This window comes from Brevibacillus formosus (assembly GCF_003013405.1).
Lineage (GTDB): Bacteria > Bacillota > Bacilli > Brevibacillales > Brevibacillaceae > Brevibacillus > Brevibacillus formosus.
Map to the genome: position 1 here is coordinate 396,195 of NZ_PXZL01000007.1, position 21,963 is coordinate 418,157.

The window sequence follows — 21,963 nt, forward strand, 5'->3', positions numbered from 1 at the left end:
TTTTTTCTTCAACCTGTCAAAATACGGACAAGAACAAGAAAACCGCCAGGGAAAACCCTGACGGTCCTGATTTATTTGGATGTGTACGAGCCTTTTATGTTTTGAACGGATCGCTCTCCGCTCCCGTCATTCTCAATCAACACATTTCCTTCGACGGTATCAATGACAATATCGCCGCTTTGGTCCGATATCGTCATGTCACCCTTATGCTTCCTGATATCCATATCACCGGACTGATCGCGAATGGCTACATTTCCCCCCGTATTTTCCAGGGTGATATCACCTGAATCGTCTTCGATCAGTTTGAGGGCTGACGCGTCCTTGATTTTGATGTCACCAGACTGGTCATGAATCTCTACCTCTCCGCTCGTATTCGTCAATCGAATATCACCGGCGCCATCCTCAATCGTGAGCTTTCCTGCCAGATCCGTTATGTCAATATCTCCTGATCCGTCGGTAAGGTTTATCGGCAGCTGGGCAGGAACTGTTACGGTTAGTGTCATATCCACATAGTTAATACCGATACCTGTATTTATTTCGGATCGTAGTGTTGCGGTATTCCCATCCTTCTCGAGTGTTATGATGATTTCTTCGGGTTTGACATTTTTCGATTTAATATCAGCATCTACATGAATCACCGTTGCTTTTTCATCACCTTTGACGATCAAATTGCCCGAATCCGTAACAATATTCAACGCCTCGATGGACTCCGCAGGCAATTCAAGCTGTCTTTTTTCTTCTTCAATCTTGATCACGTTATCGTTGATCGTGCATCCGGCCAAGCCGATTCCCACAGCAATCAGGCCAACTCCTATCCACTGCTTCATTTGTTTCATCTGTTTCCCCTCGATACTGGTTATTTTTACAAGATAAGTTCTATACCATCATAGCAAAACAGCGTAGAAGAGAAATCAGGCTGCAGGGTTGTTCTCTCGTCAGTCCGCAGACGGATATTCCATTGTAGAGATCCCGTCTTTTCCCTACACTACAAGTAAGCATATTTCTCTAATTGAGTTGTCGCGGAGGGTAAAACAATGGACTTGAATCGAATCCAACTTGTGACTGATGCTTTTCCGTGCTTTTCCCTTGTTCCGGAAGCCGCATGGCGCCATCCTGACATAACAGTGGAACGCTTTTCTACCCAGCTTACGATGCAGCAGGGTCATCTGTTTGCCCATGCCGCTTTTGTATTGTCGGGCAAGGTCCGCATCTATATCATCAGCGAGTCAGGACGTGAGGTTACGTTATATCGGGTACAACGCGGGGGAGTCTGCGTCCTCATGATGGCCAGTATTTTAGGTGAGACGGGCTATGAAGCATCCGCACAGCTAGAAGAGGAAACCGAGCTGCTGCTTTTGCCTGTAGATGTTTTCAAAGACTGGATGGATCACTATAAGGACTTGCGTCAGTTTATTTACCGAAACATGATCAACCGAATGGTCTCCGTCACATCTCTGGTCGAGGATATCGCGTTTAAACCGATCAACGCCCGCATCGCCGAATTATTGCTCCGTCGTACCACAGATTCTCACAATCATCTTTCCATCACCCATGAAGCGATTGCCATAGAACTCGGAACTGCCCGAGAGGTAATCAGTCGGTCACTCAAGGAGTTTGAAAAAGCCGGGTGGCTTCAGTTAGGCCGAGGCCGAATCACAGCTATTCGCCGTGATGCCCTCCAGGAAAAACTTTTTCCTAGTGATTGGTGAGATTGGTGAGTAAGTTACAGAAGCAACCATTTTCTCACTTTACAATAAAGTCGTAGTGACTACCCATGAAAAGGGAGAGGATGTTTCATGTCAAAAGCACGTTCTTATTATGAATCAGCAAATTTGTCGCATATCCCAGAATTGATGAAATTGGCGCCTGACGCTGCCGCTTCTTATTTTTCTTTCGAGCGGCAAATCTACCAGCAATCCCACCAGCTTCCGGTCAAAACGAAAGAGTTGATTGCCATTGTGGTCGCTCACGTGACTGGCTGCCCTTATTGCATCGATGTTCACGTAAAAAAGTATAAAGAACTGGGCGGCACCATGGAGGAAATTATGGAGGCTCTACTCGTTGCCGCAGTGACACGTTCCGGTGCTATCTTAAGTCATGGGGTCAATGCCTTGCTCGCCTATCATGATGCTCCTGGCAAGCCAGATTGCTTTTGCTAACCGAATACATGACCCATCTGGAAAAGCTAAACAAACGAATCCAGTTTCATCAAAAGCTGGAATTCGTTTGTTTTTTTGTATGTTTGCACACTTTTGATGATCAAATGATTGCGACATTTTTCCTATCAGTGTTATGGTAAAAGCAGGATGAATACTTACCAATAATTACTAACCGTTTCGAAACAGGAGGTTTTATGGCTCGTATACTGATAGCAGACGACTCCCTTGTAGTACGAGATTACATGAAAATCATTTTGGAACGGGCGGGCCATCAAGTCATTGCAGAAGCGACAAATGGATTGGACGCCTATCAAAAGTATACGGCCCACCTCCCCGACGTGGTGACGATGGATATCAATATGCCGGGAATGAACGGCATAGAGACCGTCAAAAAAATCATCGGCACCTTCCCCGACGCCAACATCATTATGGTCAGCACCAACGGATTAAAGCCGCTCGTTTTTGAAGCAATCAACGCTGGAGCGCGCCATTACATTCTAAAACCGATCGATGAAGAGCGGCTTTTGGCTGCCATTACGAATTCTCTTTAGTCGATCAATGAAAAAAACTGAGGCACTGTCGCCTCAGTTTTTTTCCATGGGTCTAGCGAATGTCTTCCAATGGGATTCGGAAGGTAAAGAGGGTACCCTCCCCCTTTTGGGTATGAACCTGAAGGGTTCCGCCCAACTGCTCAACCTCTTGCTTGACAATGGACAGGCCAATTCCTCTGCCCGATACGAGACTCGCATTTTCTTGTACCGTGACATGCTCCGCCAATGCCAGCTGTAGCTTTTCCAAATCTCCTCCCCGCCCATCATCGCGAATCGTGACGCACAGGGAAGTATCCTCTTGCCAAATGCGGCATTGAATCTTGCCGCTGCGTTCTTTTCCGCATGCCAATCGTTCTTGCTCTTCTTCCATTCCATGATCGATCGCATTGTTGAATACGTGAACCAGGCTCCTCGCAAAATTCTCGAATCGCTCTGGATCGACCAGCACTTCTTCTGCATCCCATTCGACCCGATCGATGGTCTTATTCAGACGGATGGCAAGCTCACTTACATAATCTTCATACCGGGATAGCATGTCCTTCATGGGACGATAGCGCAGCTTGCGGATGCTATGGAGTAGCTCCTGCTGAGCTTCCCCTTGTACCAGACTGGTGATCTCGTGCTCGAAGCTATCCCATCGCTCTTTTGCAATGGGGTATACATGCTCGTTATGATCCAGGAACCCGATCCCGAGCTTGTGCTGCATGATTGACAAATCCTGTTGCATCGCAGCTTGAACCTCTGCGAACGCCTGCTCAGCGTGCTCCCCCTCATCGGACAGGCGTTCCTCGGACTTTGCCCATTGAATCAACCACGACTCCAAATCATGTAGCTTTTGCGGTGTATGAATCAAATGTAATTGGCTGAAGTCACCTTTAAACTGATGAATCTGAGCGATCAATTTGAATAGTTTCTCGGTTTCTGCAATCTCTTCTCTCAGGACCTGCTTCCACCCATCCCCAAAGAAAGCGTCAAAAGCTCGCAGTACCTTTTGGAAGAGCGGGAGACTAATTGCCACAGTTACGACCATATTCAACCTTTGCCATTCTCGCTCCATCTTTGATTTGAGCGCCCGCTGTTCACTCATATCAGTCAGGATCAGCATCAAGCCCTCTGGCGAATCTCGCCGATCTTCATATATCGGCTTACATGCCAGCTTCAACGGCATTTGATTGATCTGGATTTCCGTAGGAAACAGACTGAGATACAGCTCTTTTTGCCCTTGGTCTTTTGCTTCAAAGTACTTTTCCAAAAGAGATTCAATAAACTTGCTGTCCTCTGGGCGATCTGGGTAAAGGAGCTCTGCGACCGATACCCCAGCCAGTTCTCTGCCAAAAATCCGTAGACATTCCCGACTGTATTCGGAATGGACCAGCAGGTTTTTGGAAAAAGAAAGGAAGCCTTGTCCCGCATTGTTTAACAGATTTTTATTCGCCTGCAAAAGCGCCTGAATCTCATAGGTACGCTCTGTCACGATCTTTTCCAAGGATTGATTCCATTGCTCCAATTGATGATACAATCTCGCATTTTCAATAAAGATCGCAATTTGCGAGAAGATCAGTCTGAGCGGTTCTGAGCGTTTTTCATTGAATACATGTGTCGTCTCGTTGTTCTCCAAATAAATGACACCGATCATTTTTCCTTGCTGCCATAGCGGGGAGCATAGAATCGATTTCGGCTTGTGCTTCGCAATGTACGTATCGCGGAAAAAAACGCCTTCCACTGAAGCGTTGTGGAGCACTAGCATCTCTTCCGTACGAATGGTGTAATTCACGACAGCGACAGAGAGCATCCCGCTATGCTCATACGGGACAGACTGCATGATCTCCACGTCCAAATCAACGGAGCCTGCCGCTTCAATGAGCCAGTCACCATCTTTTTTCAGCAGGAGGATTCCCTTCTCCGCACCTGCATTGCTCATCACCGTGCGCAGCATCGTCGCCAGCAGCATTTCCAAGCGGAGCTCGCTAGCAATCGTTTGCGACGCCTTGATGACACTCATTAAATCGACGAGGTCTGCTGTCTGGTCAGTCGTGGCAATCTCGGCAGAAGCACCCAAGCTTCTTGCCCGTTGCAAAAGATAAGGGTACCGTTCCCCAATCTCCCGTGCCTTGGCGACCGCTCCCCAAAGCATGTAAACCTCGTGCGCCTCCGTCATATATGCCTTCGCAATCGTTTCGAGTCCGAGGGCCAAGTAATGCTGGGCGGCCAATTCATTTGCCATTGCCTCGTTTTGTAAGAAAACATCTTTTTTGGCAAGTTGGACTGCCTGTTCATAAAAAGGACCGGCTTCTTGTTTTTTCTCCGTGACACGGAGCCATTCAGCGTACATCAGCAACCACTTGTGCTGAAAATTTTCCGGGCATTCGTTTGCCCACGTCTTCATTTTTTTGAGATTTGCTTTGATTTTTTTCCCGTACTTCGATTTTTCCTGTCGGCTGGCGATCTCATAGAGCCCTGTCAATGCCAGTGTTTGCATAAAAACTTGCTGACTGACAAGAACCTGTCCGCTTACTGAATCCATCCATTGCTCCGCTTCAGCCAGCAGCTCGGCAGCCTCCAGGTGGTTCCCGTACATGAGATGAACCATCGATTTATAGTAGTGGTACATGTACCGCTTGTAGCTATTTCCTTCTTTTTGCAGGTTGTTTACATAGGCAGCTTCGTCAAAGCCATCATGGCAAAACGCCGTTCGTTCATCGTCCGTCCACCGTGTAAAAGCATGCAGCGCCTGGCGCAATAACAGGAGCCGATCATCGTGATCAACGACCTTGATTTGTTGAATCATATCGCTGTATTCCTCGATTTGCTGCTCCAATTCTTCCACCGGCACACCGCAATAGAGCATGGCCTCCAAAAGCCCATGGGCATTGTAGGCAGCATAAATGTTGCCCCCGCCGTCCAAGCCGAGCTGAATCGCTTTTTTCAAAAGAGGGATGTTCGTCCGCGCATGCTCGCACCAGTGATTGATCAGTAGGGCAAACGCGCCATACGCCTTCGTCATGGCAATCGGATCGGCGAAGCTGTCTGCTACACGGCAAGCCAATTGCCCAAATTCGTAAGCCTCCCGATAATTTCCGAATTGAGCAGCTTGTACGATCCCGTAACCGGTATAACCATTTGCGGAGGCGACCGCGTTTCCGTGCACGAGCGACAGATGAAGGGCACGCAATATCGTTAAAGCAAACCAATTGAGATTGACATAGTAAGCAGATGGCCCGGCGTAGCTGATGATGCTCATCGCCATCTGATAATTTTCATCGGGAACATCCGGCAAATACAGCAGCTCATCTATTTTCCGGCCCTTGAGGAGGCGCTTGATATGAAACATTTCCTTAATGATATCGAGCTTGCCAGGCTTTTTCGGAATCGGTACGCCCAATAACCCCAAGGCCTCGCTTGCGATCTCCATGACACGCGGAAATTCAGCCAGTCGCGTATACATGCGAATTTCCATTTCCAAAATGCGGACTCGTTCTCGGTCTGTTTTGGCATGCTGAATCCCGCGTTCAAACAATTGTTTGGCCTCATCCAATTGGTTACAGAGGTACGTCGTCTCCGCAGACAACGCACACAGCTCCATGGTCAGATCATGATCGCGCTGCCAGCCCTCTTCCCCCACCAGCTCGAGACCGCGTTGGAAATACTGCAAGGCGGACTCAAATGCCGCAGAGGATTTCGCTTTTTGCCCAGCGAGCAAATGACAGTGCGCAACATGCATGCGCTCCGCCTGATCCTCCAGTATCTCTTTGCCCCGATACATATGATCGCAAATTTCGAACAGAAAGCCAGATTCACTTACTTGAGACATTTCCCACATCATCCTGCCCAGCTTGACGTGCATTTGTCCGCGCTCTGCCTCTGCTAACAACGAATAGGCGGCCTGTTGAATCCGATCATGCACAAAACGGAAACGAATCCTCATCTGAGACGCCACTTCTTCTTCCACAAGCGCAGCGTATGTCAGATATTCCGCTCCTTCAATCGGATAGATGAGACCTTCCTCAATCGCAGGCCATATATGCTGAATGGCTTCTGACTCCGTTTGATTCCGTGACTTGGCTATCAAATGAAGCAAAAATGAATTGCCCAGACAAGCAGCATAAGCGAGCTGCTGCTGAGTAGAATCAGGCAATCTTCTCATTTTTTCCACAAGAAAATCGGCCACATTTTCCGTAGTACCCAGCTTCTCAATTTCGGCCAAATCCCATTGCCAGTTCCGTTCTTCTCTCACATACCACAGCAAATTGCGATCATATAGTGTTTTAATGAATTCTCTTACATAAAACGGATTCCCGGCTGTTTTTTGCATGATAATCGTAACCAGCGGCTTCGTCATGTCCGGATCACTATGCAATGTATCTGCTACTAACGCATTGAATTCGTGTTCTCGAAGCGGCAATAACGTGAATTGGCGCAAAATGCGGCTCTTGATGCCTGTCTCTGTCAAAATGGCAATCAACGGATTCATCATGCTGCCATCATGCTCACGATAAGCGCAAATCAATAGAAGATGACTGATCTGCATATCCGCAACCAACTCTCGGATCAGGAAAAGCGAAGAAGAATCCGCCCACTGCAAATCATCCAGGAACAAGACGAGTGGATGGTCTGGTCGCGCCCAAATTCGAATAAAGCGTTGCATCACCCATTGAAAGCGATTTTTTGCTTCTGCTGCAGGCAGCTCAGGTACGGCAGGCTGTTTGCCGATCACTGTTTCAAGCTGTGGAATGACATCCACGATCACTTGACCAAGTCCTTGCATGGCGTCGAGTATCATCTCTCGCCAAGCGAGCAGCTCGCGTTCGTGGCCTGCCAATAACTGCTTGATCAAATCCTGAAAGATTTGAATGATGGCCGAATACGGTACGGCTTGATTATATTGATCGAACTTTCCTGAAACAAAACGTCCTCGGCCTCTCAAAAACGCTTTTTGAGCTTCCAGCACGAGAGCAGACTTACCCACGCCTGCAGAACCACTGAGGAGAACCATCCTCGTAGCGCCGTTCGTGACTTGCTCAAATGCATCGATAAGCATCTGGATTTCTTGCTCACGTCCATACAGCCTCTCTGGAATCCGCAAGTGATCAGCACGGTCCTCTAAAGCAAGCGAAAAAGACGTAATCAAACCGTTTTGTTCAAGCTGGTCATAGCAGCGCTGCATATCTGCCAGTAAGCCCGACATGCTAAAGTAGCGATCCTCTGTATTTTTAGACAGACACTTCATTACAATGTCCGATAGAACCTCTGGAACGGATGGTTTGACACTGGAGGGAGCGAGCGGCTTTCTCGCCATATGAGCATGTATGAGTTCAAGCATGTCCGAAGTTAAGAAGGGCAGCTTTCCAGTCAATAACTCGTAGAGCGTGACACCAAAAGAATAAATATCGGAGCGGTAATCGACGGTGCGATTCATTCTCCCCGTCTGCTCCGGCGAGACGTAGCGAAGATTCCCCTTCCATTCTTTTGGATTCATCACACTTTGGTATTCCTGGTGGCATTTCGTCGCCAACCCAAAGCTAACCAGCTTTACCTCATAGGTTTCAGGGTGAACCAGGAAATGATCGGGATTTACATCCTTATGAATGATTCCGTGCTGATGGATTTCCTTCAAGCAGGAAGCCATGCGGACTGCAATAAAGAGCATCTCCTTCAGCGACAGTCCTTTCATTTTCATAAGCAAGGAGAGCGGCACTCCCCCGAAATCTTCCGTAATCATTACCGTCTCACGGCCGTGATTAACGAGTTCGATGATCGTTTCCACTGCATTGGATTCCAGTGATTGAAGAATGCGATATTCATGCTTCAGTTTCCACACAGATTCTTTATGGGAAGGTCCTTCCATCGGTACTTTGAATAAGACGGGGAGATTGTCATTATTTCTGTAACCCCGATAAATTCCCAATTTTGAATGAGTGGAAAGAAACTCTGCCACCCTATAACCTGGAACCACGATCATGCCGCTCATACTATCCACTCCATCTTTAGGTAGAACATCCTATCTTTTTAATTGTTGCCCCACAACAAATAATCTATATTTAATCTATATTCTGTCTTAATATAATCTCTTTTTACTATTTTCAAGGAGGTATAGTTTTGTCAAATCTAAGTCGCAGTGTAAGTAACCCCCACAATAATGAAGTGGTCACCTTTTTAAAGACAACGGAAGAAACGAATGGCGAATATTTGTTATTCCGTACCGATCTTCCACCAGATAACGGGATTTTTCTACACTATCATACAAAACTTGTCGAAACCTTTGAAGGTGTAATTGGAAATTTAGAGGTAACCATTGATGGAAAAAAAGTAATCCTGAAGCCGGGAGAGAAGCTAAACATCCCAACAGACAAGGTTCATGGGTTCCACAACCCCTCTAACGAATTCGTCAGCTTCGATGTCGAAATCCGTCCGGCAGGTACTTTTGAAGCGTTTGTCCGCTGTGGATATGGGCTCGACACAGACGGGCGCAGCTTTTATTTGCCGTTTATCAAGCAATATATCCCGAAGAATATTCTCCTCTTGGGAACGATCTTTCAGATGGGGCAGTTTTACCTCCCAATCATTCCGCGCTTCCTGCAAAAAGGCATGTTTGCTGTGTTGGCTGCCTTGGCTCGTTGGACAGGCTCAGATAAGTCACTGGAAAAATACTACAAAACCTCTCCAACTATACCAGTCTCCCATTCCGGAGTCGAACAAACAACCCAAAAGACGTTGCAAGGATAAAATGAGAAAGACACCATAGGGATTACTCCAGCTTGGTGTCCTCCACGCTTCTTATATCCACATATTCCAACCTGGATTCGATGTTTTAACGTGCAAGATCATGTGACTACTTCACCGTATCAGAGCATAAAGCTGCTCTTGCACGTTGTTTTGGCACATGCCTCCATGATAACAAATGATACTATTAATTTCCAAGTTCTCGAATTTTTTTAATGAGTTTACTGCTATTTCCATATCGAGAGTGTTTTGCGGAATCGGTCCTCGTAGTGCTTCGTTCATGTACACCATAGCATCGCCTGCTATCAAGGTCTTGCTATCTTCTACATAAAGGCTGATATGCCCCGGCGTATGTCCGGGAGTATGAATAATGCGAATTCCCCCACAATACGGCAGAATCTCTGCGTCTGCCAGTGTCTTGTGCACCATTGCCTTTGGCGGATTTTCGCAAAGCCTTTGCAAGTGCTCGCGTTCCTTTTCAGGCAACATCGCAAGTATAGGGGCCATGATTTTGGGGTTTGCTTTGAGGAGAGGGCGTGTGCCTTCAATGTACGGCTGATCTAGCTCATGCGCGTATATTTCAACCTGCCCGCCAAGCTCACGAACGATTTCTGGAAGACTTCCGATATGATCAAGGTCCTGATGTGTCAAAATGATAGCCTGTAAACGCTCAAGTGGTACGCCAGCACGGTTCATTTCCTGACGAATGGTCTCCCATGAACCAGGCATTCCTGTATCTACTAATACCGCTCGGTCATCATCCCAAAGCAAGGTGGGATTGATCACCATTGGCTTGCCAAATGCCTCTCCTTGTAACGGAATCATTTTCATACCTGTATTAGCTTTCATACCCTATTCCTCCTCACACCTTTTTAACACACAACTACTTTTTATCACGGAGCGAGGAGCACTTTCAATAACAAAATATTTTATTATAACACAAATAAAATATTTTGTCAATGGTTATTTTGAGGGTCTCTATGACAGCAACTACACCCGAATTACGCGGTCGCTCCTACTAGAGCAGACCGCGTTGGCGTTATTATCACCTTATGGTGTTGTTGTTTGAACAGGCTGCCCACCCGTAGATGCATCTTGGCTTCGCTTCCCTAGAACATCACGGACAGGTTGGATGTCAGGCTCGTCCATCATTAACCGATAAACCGGTACGAACACAGCCGGTGGACGGGGCGGTTCAGGCTGTGTTTCAGGAGGCTGTACGTGCGTACTCGTATCTCCCCAAACCAGATAGCCTCCCCACGCTCCGGCACCTAGCAAGACAACTGCGCTGGATATCACCGTAGCTTTGTGCCGAAACAGCTTCACGAGCGGATTGGCTGTTTCGCTGCGTACCTCGTCCAAAAGCTTGCGGAAATCAGCATTTCGGATCGCATACCACCGTTTTCGCCATTCTTTATCCCGCAATCTCTTGCCTTTCTCCTCGAGGAAAAATGCCTTCAATGCTTGTCTGTATGCTGGAAGCAAGTACTTTCCTTCGAAAAACATCCGCTGGCTCATCGTCCATTGGATAAAGGACAGGGTAACGGCTTCCCCACCATTTTGCTGAACATACTCCAGCAATTCTGCAAACTGGAATCCTTCCTGACCAAAATGGTCTTCCCGGTAAAAGACCAGCGGCACCTGCGGGAACTCGTCAGCATGGAGCGGTTTACTCAACATATTCTGGATCATTCTTTGCTGCACGGAAATCGCTTCCCGATCCCATTTTCGGAAAAACTCTGCCGGGTGTGGCGTGCTTCTCTCTTCATGCAGCTTCGCCAGATTCATGAGCATTTCTTGCTTCTGGCGGCTCTCCATATCCAGCGTTCCGAAAAAGCTCTGTGGCTTCTCCTCCAAAAGGGCGATGAGAACCTGGAAATCATCCTTGGATAGCGTGTCTAGCGCGACGAGCTTCATCAAGGACTTGTCCAGCTCATCCAACAGCTCATCGGCATAGCTGCGTGCCCCATCGATGTTTTCAAAGAACTGGTGGATGGTAATCGCGGCAGCCAGCTTTTGGCGTTCCCGCGCAAATAGACGCAGAACTTTTTCCGTTGTCGTAGCAATAAAGACGGCATTGCGCATAGCTTGCGGTTCTGTTTCCGTCCAAAACCGGATTTCCTTTAGCATCTGGTCCAAGCTGGTCACGGCGGCTACCCGCTCAGTCATATAATCCTCAAAGAGCGGCTTCACCAACTGCGGATAGCCAAAAATCGTCCGCATCATAAAGCCAAACAGCTCGCGGTTGCTGGACAAATGCTTGTACACCTCTGCGACGTAGCTGCTCTGTCTTGCGGTCTTGGCCTTCATCAACACGTCCATGAGGAAGCGGATCAAATCCATTTGCAGGCGTTCCTGCCTGGTGACACGGTAGGATTCAATCATTTGCTTGATCGTCTCGCCGTCAGGCAGTTGTTTGGACGAAAGCGCCTCTACTTCGATCCGCATCAGCATTTCCTGAAGCTCGATCAGCCGTTTCTTGCGTGTCAAGCTGCCGTGCCCCAAATAGCTGTTCAATGCCTGCCAAACGCCCGCCCGCTTGCTCTCATACACGGACGTTCGTCCCTTTTCAATCAAATACAGTGCGCACAGCTCATAGTACGTGCGAATGTTCAAGGCCAGTGCATGGTCTGCCCCAGCCAGCACTTCCTCACAAAATTCGTGGAACGCATCCAGAATCCGTTGCTCATTCACATACTCCCAGGCAAAGTCGAGATATTCGTGTCCTCCGGCCTGCAAATCGACGTTCTGAACGCGACCAAGGGAGAAGTCGAACAAAAAGTCTTTGTCGCTATGCCCCCCGCCTGGGCGAATGCTTCCTTTTTCCACAAACGTGACGTGGATATGCTTCTTGCTCTGCGGCTCGTTGCTAAACGTGAGAAAACCAAAATGTCTGCGCATCTCATAAGGCAGACAACTGTACAAAATCTCCAACAATTGAACAGCGCTCTTGGATGAGGCACTAATATCCACATCCAAGCTGATGAACACCTTCTTTTTCGCTGCGAGCGAGGACATCATCGCAAAGAGGAGCTGTTTGAATAAACGTTCATCGACCCCCATTTGTCCAAGCAGCTGCTTTCGGTCTTGCGACAAGCCTTTTTCTGAGGGAATGTCATCGACGGCAGGAAGCTCCTTGCCCGCTGCATCGTCGTGGCGATCTGCAAAAGTGCGCACTCCGAAGATCTTGCCCGGGTTCTTGATAAACTCGTCCCGACGATCTGCCGGAATGACATAGTTGTGGCTGAAAAACGTATTGCGCTGCCCGGTAAAGTCCGCTCCGACAAATACACTTCTACCGAGGACCATCTCTCCCGATTCGGCTTGGAAGCTGACAAGCGCCTCTGGAAAGAGCGCCAGATTGCTTTCCGCCCGCTCTTGAAGCTGTCGCGGCGCGTCGTACACGCAAAACGGATGGAGCGTTTTCTTGATGAATTGGTTATCCAGCCCTGGCGTCTTGGCGACAGTATCATATCCTTCGTTCGAACGGAAAACCCCTTGTCGCCCGCGGGTGTAGTACTGCTGCAAAATGGGCTGACGGTTGCTCACTACCGCTCCCTCCCCTCGATGTAATCAAGCTGGTGCATCAACCAAATAAACGGTTCATCGACGCGAATCGGCGTCACGACACCACTCACCCTTTGATTGACTGGATTGCTCCCCAGCGCAGATACAGCGAAATAGGCCGTATTCGTAAAGTAAACATCCAACGCGTCTTTAAACGGTCTATCCACCTTTTCGATGAATCGGCGGATTTCTCCATCGATGTTCTCGAATTCAGTCGTATTTAAATACTGTTCATGGACGAAATTGCGGAAAACATTGCTGTTGGACTTGATGTATTCGCCGTCGTCTTCCTTGATCAGATGCAGCATGTCGCTCTTCGTCAACACGACAGCAGTCGGAATATGGGTCTTGCTCTGTTCCTGATAACCGATGAAGTTCTCAAACAACGTAATGACGACCTCACGCGGTTCGTCGTACCTTGCTGTAAATTCCCCCGGCTCATCCCCTGCTTGGAGCATAACCCGATCGCGAATCGTCTTGATTTGCAGCGGATCGACCAAGAACAAGATGCCAGATGAGTTTTTCACATGCGCCGCATACAGCTCCAAATACTCGCGGTCGACCATTCCCTCGCCTGCTACGTCGAAAAACACCAGGATCAACGGTGCCTTGTCGCTATCCTTGAAAATGAACTGGAAGATGAACGGCTCCTGGCGCTTTTCTTTTTGCGTGGAATCAAGCAGCTGTCCGCGTTCAAACAAGGGTGCCTCATAGTTCTCCCGGAACTTACGGCTAATCTGCGCATTGAGCGGCATACACGCTGCATTGAAGTGATTCGCAGTCGTGTTCTGCAAGGTATGAATCAATGAGGTCATATAAACGGACTTCCCGACTTGGGACGCCCCGACAATCGAAATAATATTGCTCGGCGCTTTACCCGCCGTAATCGGCAGCTCGTTGTGGCATTTCGGGCACAGTCTGCGCTTGGAAACCATGCCGTATCGGTCGGTCACACCTGCGAGGACGTTATCGACGTACAAATGGTTTTCCGACGGGATGGATTCTGGATCGATCACCGCTTCTAGCTCGTCGATAGCATCCAGTCCGAATTTATCCCGATACGCATTGAGAATCTCATCCTCCTGCAACGCGTAGTCTTCGTCGTCTTGGCGATGATGCGTGGCACGAAAGACGACTTCGTCCGGTCCGTATTTGGCGAAGCAGTACGGGCAGACAATATCGTAAAAAGGAAGCCGTTCCTTGACCTGCGGCTTCTTTTCAAACATGTTTTTCAAAAACGACAGCATGGCGCATCCCCTCCTATTCAGGAATCAGTTCGTACATTTCTCCGTATTTTTTCCCATCCGTAAAAAACAGGCGGACGACGTCTTTTTTCCTGACCTCGATCTCCGGCATCAGATTGACACCGGGCTCGAGATCACGAATGAAATTGTATCGGGTACCATCATCCTTGTGGGCGGGAGGAGAGCCTTCTTTTTTTACGTAGCAGAGTACGTCCCGCGCGATCGGAATCTCTGAAAAAATGCGAATCTGCAACGATTGATGCTTGCTGAACCAGCTTCCGCCCCGTTTAAACGAGTAGTAGATTTTGGCCTTTCCTGTGCTGACGTGGATCACATGGGCATCCCCGTCTGGCATGAGCAGAATCGGCTTGCCATTTTCCAATCGGCAAGGAAAAATGCGGTATGTGTACCTGCCGATGCCGTCTGTTTTTTCCCGCAGCCCTTTGTGGACTTTGTATTCCTCTCGGGTATACAGCTTGAACTGACGATCATCCAGCTCGTTTACGTCAAAAGGGGCGCCAAATTGCGACTTGTGCACGTACACGCACGGAATATCCTGCGCCCAATGCCAATTGAGCACATATTCGCTCCCTTGATGCTGGCAGGTGACGTCCTTGATGAAGGTTTCTGTTGTTTCCTCCCGATTAATCATGATTCATCATGCTCCCTTTACAGATCAAACCGCTTGCTGCTCTGGTTCCCGGCGTCCAAAGCACGGGGGCTTTGTCTGGTGTTCAGTCTGCGCTTTGCAAAAGACGCTCCGCCACTCGTGGAAGCTGGCACAAAGAGAGTGAACAATGTCAGGATGACGGCGAGCAAGGAACACGCCAGCAAACGTACCACCATATCGAGCAAGTCGATCGACGACAGACCCATTTCCAAAACGAGTCCAGCTAACAGTCCTGATACCGCCCCGCCAATCGTGAAGCTTTTGGCCAGATGGCGATTGTCAAAAATCAGACCCAGCGCTAAACCGAGCAAAGCACCAATGATCAGAACACTGACCACACGGGTAATGGCGTAAAACATGCTATCTTCTGTCGCTCCTGTCCGCTCGGAAACAATATTGCGGTCTGTTCGGCTCATATCGTAAATCTGACCAAAGATTCCTGTCATTTGATCAGCGTGTTCAACATTGAAGTAGCTGCCGCCAGTCTCAGCAGCGATCTTTTGAAGCAGCGCCGTTCCGTCTGCATCGATTTGGCTCATGCCTACCGTATGGACAATCACTTGGTTTTGCTTGTAGGGCGCCAGTGCGGCAGGGACATCCAGATCACTATAGCCGTCTGACATCAGCACGACCGTACTGTTCGCCATTTGATTGGCTTGCAGCTGGTCCAGCCCCGCTTGCAGTGCCAGGTCGATCCGGGTGCCTCCATCCGTTCGCGGATATTGGAGCAGCTTCTTCACAACCTCATCCTTCGCGGCCTGGCTATTCAGCTCGGTGAGGGGTTGCAGCACATTCGTTTGATCGTGAAACGTAACCACTGCTATGTTCATGTCATTGTCCATGCGCTGCACCATGTCGGCTGCTGCTTTGAACAATTGGTTATCCGGGTCAGACGACTGCATGCTGCCTGAAGTATCCAGAACCATGATAATATTGTTGGCTCCGCTGGCCTGTTGAAATGATGAACCGTACAGCAGCTGAAGCAAGAGCGCCACTGCGCCCACCATCAAAAACGTGCTGGGCACAAGCATTTTCCAGGAAAAGCCCAGATAGCGCTGCTTCCAGCCAACTCCATTCAGTCGTGGCGAGATCATTTCCGCAATGAGGCACATCAATCCTACGAAAAAAGCATATTGACCAAAATAAAGTCCCATTAACAACCATTGCGGTATTTCTCCGGACAGCTTGCCTAGCATGACTTCCCCGACCAAAAATCCGATCACGCCACCTACCAGACTACACACTAGCATGAGTAAGCTTACCCTTCTCTGACTCATGACGACTCATCTCCTCCCACGCGGCGAAAGACAAACCCGCTGTCCTCATAGGAAGCATGGTATTTCTTGTTATTGCGGTAAAACATCAACTCTTCCATGCCGAATCCACCCATCAGGTTCATTTTTTCTATCCCGCTTTTTTGTTCCTCGTGGATGCAGCCCAGCTTGTAGGTTCGTGTGCTCTCATCCTTGTGCAGCGCATACTGGACGAAGTCGTTGTGAATATCGGCAAACAAGTACTTCTCCTCATAACGATGCTTTTGCAAGAAATGGAACACTTCGATGTGAACCGCTGCCCGCTCTTCCAGCACCAATGCCAGATCGAGGAACAAATCCTCTTTCGTCAGCACGGTTCGGTTATCGTAAGCAGCCCCGACGTTGGCACGCGCCAGCAACTCCGCCTCAAAAGATAAAGCAAATGGCGCACGGGTGAGAATCTCGTTCCGGCAAAACTGACACAGCCTCTCCACGAGTCCGGCGAGTCGATTCCCGCTGAGCAGAGCGCCGCTGCCAATATACCGTTGTTCCATGTAAAAATCACTGCCGCGTGAAGCTTCCAATGACCGGATCGTTTCATGGACGACCGATTCGTAATATTCGTCCACGTTTTTGCCCAAGTAATCAGTAGCTTCTCGAACGCTCGTCTGGGCGATTTCCCGAAGTTGCTTATGCAAGGCTTCCAACTGCTCGACTTGCTCACCTAACTGCCGGTGAATCTGCTCTGCCTGTTTCTCATAGCTCACAAGGATGGAGAGCATCATCTCCCAATCGAGCAGCTCCAGCTTTTTGCCATAAACGGCGTCCAGCAAATGGCGAATGAAGGTCCGCACACGCTCCTTATCCCGCGTGAAAAAACCTCCTACGCGAATGTCCTGCCGATCCACCCTCTCTTGGTAGAGATCGACCAGCTCGGCTTTAATCTGTTCAACCTGTCGCGATGTCTCGCGAATGCCTGTACGCAGCTCATCCAGCAGGTTTGCTCCATTGGCGTGTTCGGCTGTGAGATAGTAAGCCGCATACAGCCCAAGCCTTTCATCCTCGATGACTGCTTTCTGAATCAAATCAGCCAAGGACTCCTGAGACAGCATGTGCTCCAGACGTTTACGCGCCCCGGAAACGACATTCTCCTCAAAAAAGGCTTGGCTGCTGCCGTCAAACAAAGCCAGCTCCGCTTCGCGCATATTCATACTGCAAAGCTCGCTGTAGCTGATGCCAGAGGTCATGAGACCCTTCATTTCCTCCAAGATGTGATCATCCGGAAGAATGGCAGCCAATTTTCGTTGCAAATCATGCGCAGTCAATCCGAGCTTTTCTCTCGCTTTTGTTTTCGGCAAAACCTCGCCGTCCTGGAGTCGCTCCCAATAGCGGTCAAATACTGCGGACAGCACCGTAAACGCGATGGCATGAGTCGGTCGCTTCACTTTGGAGAGACCAGCAGAAGCAAACTTGGTCTGCCCGTGATCCACCGTGATGCTGCGCATAAATTGCAGCTTGTTATAGCCGTCACTGCTTTCATGGAATTCCGACTCTACCTTTTTGTTGTTCAAAAGCACCAGCTTGCTGATCAGCTCGTAATTTTCCTGCATGCCGCCTTCGATAAACAAGCCATGCTCTGTCTTGTCACTCAATAGGTACGCCAGTGAAAACAACGGTGCATTCACATGCTCCACAGGCAGTTTCACGAGATCCTCCGTTACCAAGAGATTCGCTCGATAGCTGTAGTCACTCCGCTGATAGCGATTGACCTCTTCCAAAAAGCTGACCGAGAGCGCTGTCGAGAACCCGAATGCTTCCCCGTTGTTCTTTTCCTGGAGCAGGACGTACAGATCGATTGATACGTTTTTAAACAGCTCATTGAGGTAGCCCTTGAGTAGCAGCGTCAGCTCTGGCAAAAGAATCGTGGCAGGGTCATCTGCCCTTGCCACGACGGCAATATTGACTTGCTGAAAAGCAGTGAACAACTTGCCCATTTCCGCTACCCGCACGCTTGCCAGCTTCATTACCTTGTTCAGTTCCATGGTGACAGCTTCATCGAGTAAAAAACGCTCGTGTATTGAAGTACGCATCTTTTTCTTGTCGTCATCTGCCTGCGGCAAGCGGCAGCCGATTACTTGCGGATGCTCCCACGTTTTGTCCTGATACGCATGGACATAAAGAACACCGTGACTATTTTGCCAATTGCGCTCGTTGTGGGCACGAACAGCTTGCAATGCCTCTACGCTCTTATCCCCGAGAAAAAGGAAGAGCACGGGGTTTTGAATGCTTCGCTGTCCGTTTCCGCTATCCAGTTGTCTTTCCAATTCCGTAACGTATTGGGTCGCGAACTCTCCAATCAAATCCCTCATGCGTCCTCCTCGGTTATTAAACGATCGTGATTGTTTATTGCAGCGTCTTGCGCATATCGTTTACCTTTGACCAAACCTTTTTGTAGAACTGGAACAGCTCTTCACCGTTCACGTATTCGTCGCGGTCGTATTCCAGATCGTTTTTCGTTTCTTGGAAAGCAGTTGCGATTTCATCGAGTTTTGCCAGCAGCTGCTGCGTATCCTCTGCTGAAGTCATCGCGTCACTGCGTTTTGCAGCCTTGCGCTGGATGGTTGCCATGCTCTTGTGATCCAATGCGCGGAATTTTTCATAGATAGCGAATTCGACGTGCTTGTTGACCTTCATCAGGTTGATGAATGGCTCCCACGCATCTTCTTCCTCATCCTTGTCGTAGACGTACAGCGCACCGCGCTTGCAAATCGTTCCTGTGTAAAGGGCTTCGATGAATCGGGTCACCAGCTCTTCTTCGTCCTTGATGGCACCTACGATCTGCTCCAGCTCCTGGATTTTGGCCTCGATTTCTTCGTATTTGCGCACTTCTTGTTCAATCAGGCGAATCTGCTCTGGATAGCGAATCAGGTTTTCTTTTGCCATCTCTTCATTGATACTGCCGAACACATCACGTGTAAATTCTTGCTCCAGACCATCTTTCATGAAGCCTTTGAGCTCAACCAATGCTCGCTTGATTTCGCCAGGGCTCAGCTTGGTCGCGTCTCCTTGCGCTTGGTGCTTAGCAAGGAACGTAGCCAGTGAGAACGGCTTTGTCACGATGGATTCATAGCGGTTGCTGGTCTTGCTGTCGCTGCCTTTTTCGCGGATGACTCCGTAGCGCATCGCACGGTCAAACAGTTCGCGTACTTTGGCGTTGTACGCTTTGATCCGCCCGTTTTGGTACGTATCTCCCCACGATTTTTCCGGAATAGGGGATGGGAGGTACGCCCAGTTGTTCTTTTCCGTTTGAACGAGGTGGCGTCCGATACCCTCTCTGTCCAGAATTGTACGTTCGTAGCTCTCCTCGTAGACCTTCAACGGTGTGTAAGCGAACAGCGGAACACCGTTTTTCGTATTCAGCCAGAAGATGCGGTTTTTGACTTCGCTTTCTTTGACGGTAAAGCGCGATCCGCTAATCGCTGTATTTTGATAGTTTTTAATCCCCTTCAAGATCGATGGTGCTTTCAGCGGCACGGATACAAAGCCCCAGGAAGGGAAGTGCATATTGCCGAGATTGTTGCTCAGATGGAAGACCGGAATCGCCTCTTCATCCAGCTTGCTCGCAATCTTGCGCTCTACGATGCGATCGAGTGTCTCGTCCTGACCGTATTTGATCACGAGGAATTCTTCCATCGACTTGGTGATCACCTCACCGAACTTCTCCGAGAGGAAATCGGAAATTGAGCTGACGATATCCAGCTCCTGCTCTTTGACCCACTGATCGGAGTGTCGCAGCAGCTCGCTGGTGAAATCGCGGATCAGGTCATCCGCATCTTTTTGGTCCAGAATGTTGCTGACGACTTTGGAGATATCCGGCACACTGACGATGTTCCAGTAGTATGTCTTGTTGCCAGTGCGGTCGCTCTCTTCGCCGCCGTTGATCAGGATGTCTCCGTTTTGCTCGAAAATTTGGTTGAGTGCGTTCAAAATCTCAGTAAATACGTTATAAATGCGATTGTTTTCTGCATTCAACAAACGGTGCAGCTCTTCGTAGAATTCGATCATTTGCTCCAGCTTTTCCTGATCAGCCAGGAGCTGGTATTCGTTGATCTTCGCTTCGATGTAGCTGTTTTTCTTCTTCTCCTTGGAGATGAAAGCACTGCGGGCATCGCCCAGCTTTTCATTCGCGTTTTCGCGAGCGCCCTCGATTTCAGGCGGGTAGCTCTCCAAATTCGCCTTGAGGCTCTCTATGTAGGAGAGGATCATTTTCATCAGGCAATAGCCTTTGTCCGAATGAATCAGACGGGACGCATAGAATGGTCCTTGCTGCGGGTGCAGGAATACACGCGTGATCATTTCGCCAAAAACAGAGATCATGTCGCCTGGCATCTGCTTTTTGGACTTGATGTACGCTTCGCGTGCTTTGGCGAGATAGCCTTGCTCCAGCTCGTGGTCGATGCTCACGACTTGCTGAGTGATCACGTTGCTATAGTTCAGACGCTCGCTGTTTTCATAGCCTGGCAACGGTTCAGGAACGCGCTCCTCGAACTTGCGGGAAATCGAGTCGATGTCGATTCCGAGCTTGCGGGCGAATTTCTCCGCATCCTCTTGCGTTGGGGCTACTGTGAACATTTTTTCCATCTTTTTAAACAAGCGATATGCCAAGTACGTTGTCATTTCTTCGATCGGCAAGACAGCAGAGGAAGCACCGATGACGTTGTACTGGTAGTTGGCTGCGTACGCTTTTGGCATCTGGTTGATGTTCGTACGGATGTTGCTGATATAGTCGTGGATGGCAAACTCTTCACCCGAGCGCTTTTCTTCGCTCGCCATGAAGTTCGTAATGTTCTCCGCCGTCACGTTCATGCAGTAATCGTAGGCGTTTTCCAATGCTTTGCCTTCCAGATTGGTCGCAGAAATCAAATGGCACAGGTTGAATGGCGGCATTGGCGATTGCACGGTGAGCACGTTGCCGTATTGCTGACGGAAACGCTCGTTGCGCTCATCCGCATTCATCCAGTAGTCCAGCTCTTTTAAGGCCGCATAACCGTTTTTCATGATGTAGTCGCGTGTGTGCGAGCTGAGACTCTTGTTCGACAGGTTGACGTCAGGCGTGAACAGGTAGCCCAGCGTATTCACCTTGTCTACCCCCGCACTGCCGAAGTCGCGCTCCAAAATGCCTCGTACGATATAGGCGATGTCGAGGAAGCAACCACTCCCTGTTCCCCCGGACAAACCGCTCAAGAGGAATACAGTCAGCTTTTTGTTGGTGCCCTCGCACAGCATCTTGATCTTTTTCTCAATCGTTTGGACGACTTGCGTAATTTTCGTAAAGAGAAGAAGTCGACCTGCCTGGCGTACACCTGACGCCCCGCTGATTCCGTCCGTAATTGTCAGCTCTGGCGAGAGCCAATCGGTGATGTACGGCTCCAGAATGCTGCGATTCTGCAACACACCGCCGATCTCAGGGTTGGACAGGAGTACGAACTCCGTCACTGGATCAAGTCCAATGCCCTTGTACTTTTTGTTGCGGTCATGCTCATTCGTTTCAAACGCAATGAACTCAATATTGTCCGGCTTTTCCTTGCGCTTCTTGGAAAGCTGGTCTACCGGAAGCTTGAAGCGTCTGTTCACTTGGTATTTCAGGCGCAAAAGCGCATCAATCCCTGTACCGCCAAGACCGATGACGAGCATCGGGTTATCGATTGTATCTACGCGAATCTTGTCACTGACGATTCCTCCGCCGAGGGATACGTCCAATTGTTGAATGTGTTCTCTCACAACTGCTTTCATAATCGA

At 49.0% G+C, this 21,963-nt stretch carries 13 protein-coding genes; 4 read left to right on the plus strand and 9 right to left on the minus strand.

The features are described 5' to 3' along the window. Window positions 1–71: 71 nt before the first annotated feature. Complete coding sequence (locus tag C7R91_RS08605) at window positions 72–836, minus strand: DUF4097 family beta strand repeat-containing protein (protein WP_047070082.1); 765 nt, start codon at window positions 834–836, stop codon at window positions 72–74. Between the two features lie 198 nt (window positions 837–1,034). Here C7R91_RS08605 and C7R91_RS08610 point away from each other — a divergent pair, with 198 nt between their 5' ends. From C7R91_RS08610 to C7R91_RS08620, 3 genes are all read left to right on the plus strand, one after another. After that, window positions 1,035–1,709, plus strand: a complete 675-nt coding sequence (locus tag C7R91_RS08610) for a Crp/Fnr family transcriptional regulator (protein WP_047070084.1) — start codon at window positions 1,035–1,037, stop codon at window positions 1,707–1,709. 87 nt (window positions 1,710–1,796) lie between these two features. Beyond that, entirely contained in the window at window positions 1,797–2,159 is a 363-nt protein-coding gene (locus tag C7R91_RS08615; protein ID WP_015893867.1) for a carboxymuconolactone decarboxylase family protein, read from the plus strand. Window positions 2,160–2,353: 194 nt separating this feature from the next. After that, on the plus strand, window positions 2,354–2,710 hold the full coding sequence (locus C7R91_RS08620) for a response regulator (protein ID WP_047070085.1): 357 nt from the start codon (window positions 2,354–2,356) through the stop codon (window positions 2,708–2,710). Window positions 2,711–2,762: 52 nt separating this feature from the next. Here C7R91_RS08620 and C7R91_RS08625 read toward each other — a convergent pair whose 3' ends face one another. After that, entirely contained in the window at window positions 2,763–8,678 is a 5,916-nt protein-coding gene (locus tag C7R91_RS08625; protein WP_047070086.1) for an AAA family ATPase, read from the minus strand. Between the two features lie 128 nt (window positions 8,679–8,806). Here C7R91_RS08625 and C7R91_RS08630 point away from each other — a divergent pair, with 128 nt between their 5' ends. Next, window positions 8,807–9,433 (plus strand): cupin domain-containing protein, encoded by a 627-nt coding sequence (locus tag C7R91_RS08630; protein WP_047070088.1) that lies wholly within the window; start codon window positions 8,807–8,809, stop codon window positions 9,431–9,433. Window positions 9,434–9,544: 111 nt separating this feature from the next. Here C7R91_RS08630 and C7R91_RS08635 read toward each other — a convergent pair whose 3' ends face one another. From C7R91_RS08635 to C7R91_RS08665, 7 genes are all read right to left on the minus strand, one after another. Next, a complete protein-coding gene (locus C7R91_RS08635) occupies window positions 9,545–10,279 on the minus strand; it encodes an MBL fold metallo-hydrolase (protein ID WP_047070090.1) in 735 nt (244 codons plus the stop codon). 201 nt (window positions 10,280–10,480) lie between these two features. Further along, window positions 10,481–12,979, minus strand: a complete 2,499-nt coding sequence (locus C7R91_RS08640) for a GAP1-N2 domain-containing protein (protein ID WP_047070091.1) — start codon at window positions 12,977–12,979, stop codon at window positions 10,481–10,483. Continuing rightward, on the minus strand, window positions 12,979–14,244 hold the full coding sequence (locus C7R91_RS08645) for a TRAFAC clade GTPase domain-containing protein (RefSeq protein ID WP_047070093.1): 1,266 nt from the start codon (window positions 14,242–14,244) through the stop codon (window positions 12,979–12,981). Before C7R91_RS08645 ends, C7R91_RS08640 begins: the two co-directional genes overlap by 1 nt. A gap of 13 nt (window positions 14,245–14,257) precedes the next feature. Beyond that, the gene (locus tag C7R91_RS08650) at window positions 14,258–14,893 is read right to left on the minus strand and encodes a hypothetical protein (RefSeq protein WP_047070094.1); all 636 of its coding nucleotides are present in this window, start codon (window positions 14,891–14,893) and stop codon (window positions 14,258–14,260) included. A 17-nt stretch (window positions 14,894–14,910) separates the two neighbouring features. Then, window positions 14,911–16,188, minus strand: a complete 1,278-nt coding sequence (locus C7R91_RS08655) for a vWA domain-containing protein (protein WP_047070095.1) — start codon at window positions 16,186–16,188, stop codon at window positions 14,911–14,913. Beyond that, window positions 16,185–18,533 (minus strand): hypothetical protein, encoded by a 2,349-nt coding sequence (locus C7R91_RS08660; protein ID WP_047070097.1) that lies wholly within the window; start codon window positions 18,531–18,533, stop codon window positions 16,185–16,187. The genes C7R91_RS08655 and C7R91_RS08660 overlap by 4 nt, the downstream gene beginning before the upstream one ends. Window positions 18,534–18,567: 34 nt before the next feature. Beyond that, on the minus strand, window positions 18,568–21,957 hold the full coding sequence (locus tag C7R91_RS08665) for a tubulin-like doman-containing protein (protein ID WP_047070099.1): 3,390 nt from the start codon (window positions 21,955–21,957) through the stop codon (window positions 18,568–18,570). Window positions 21,958–21,963: the final 6 nt, after the last annotated feature.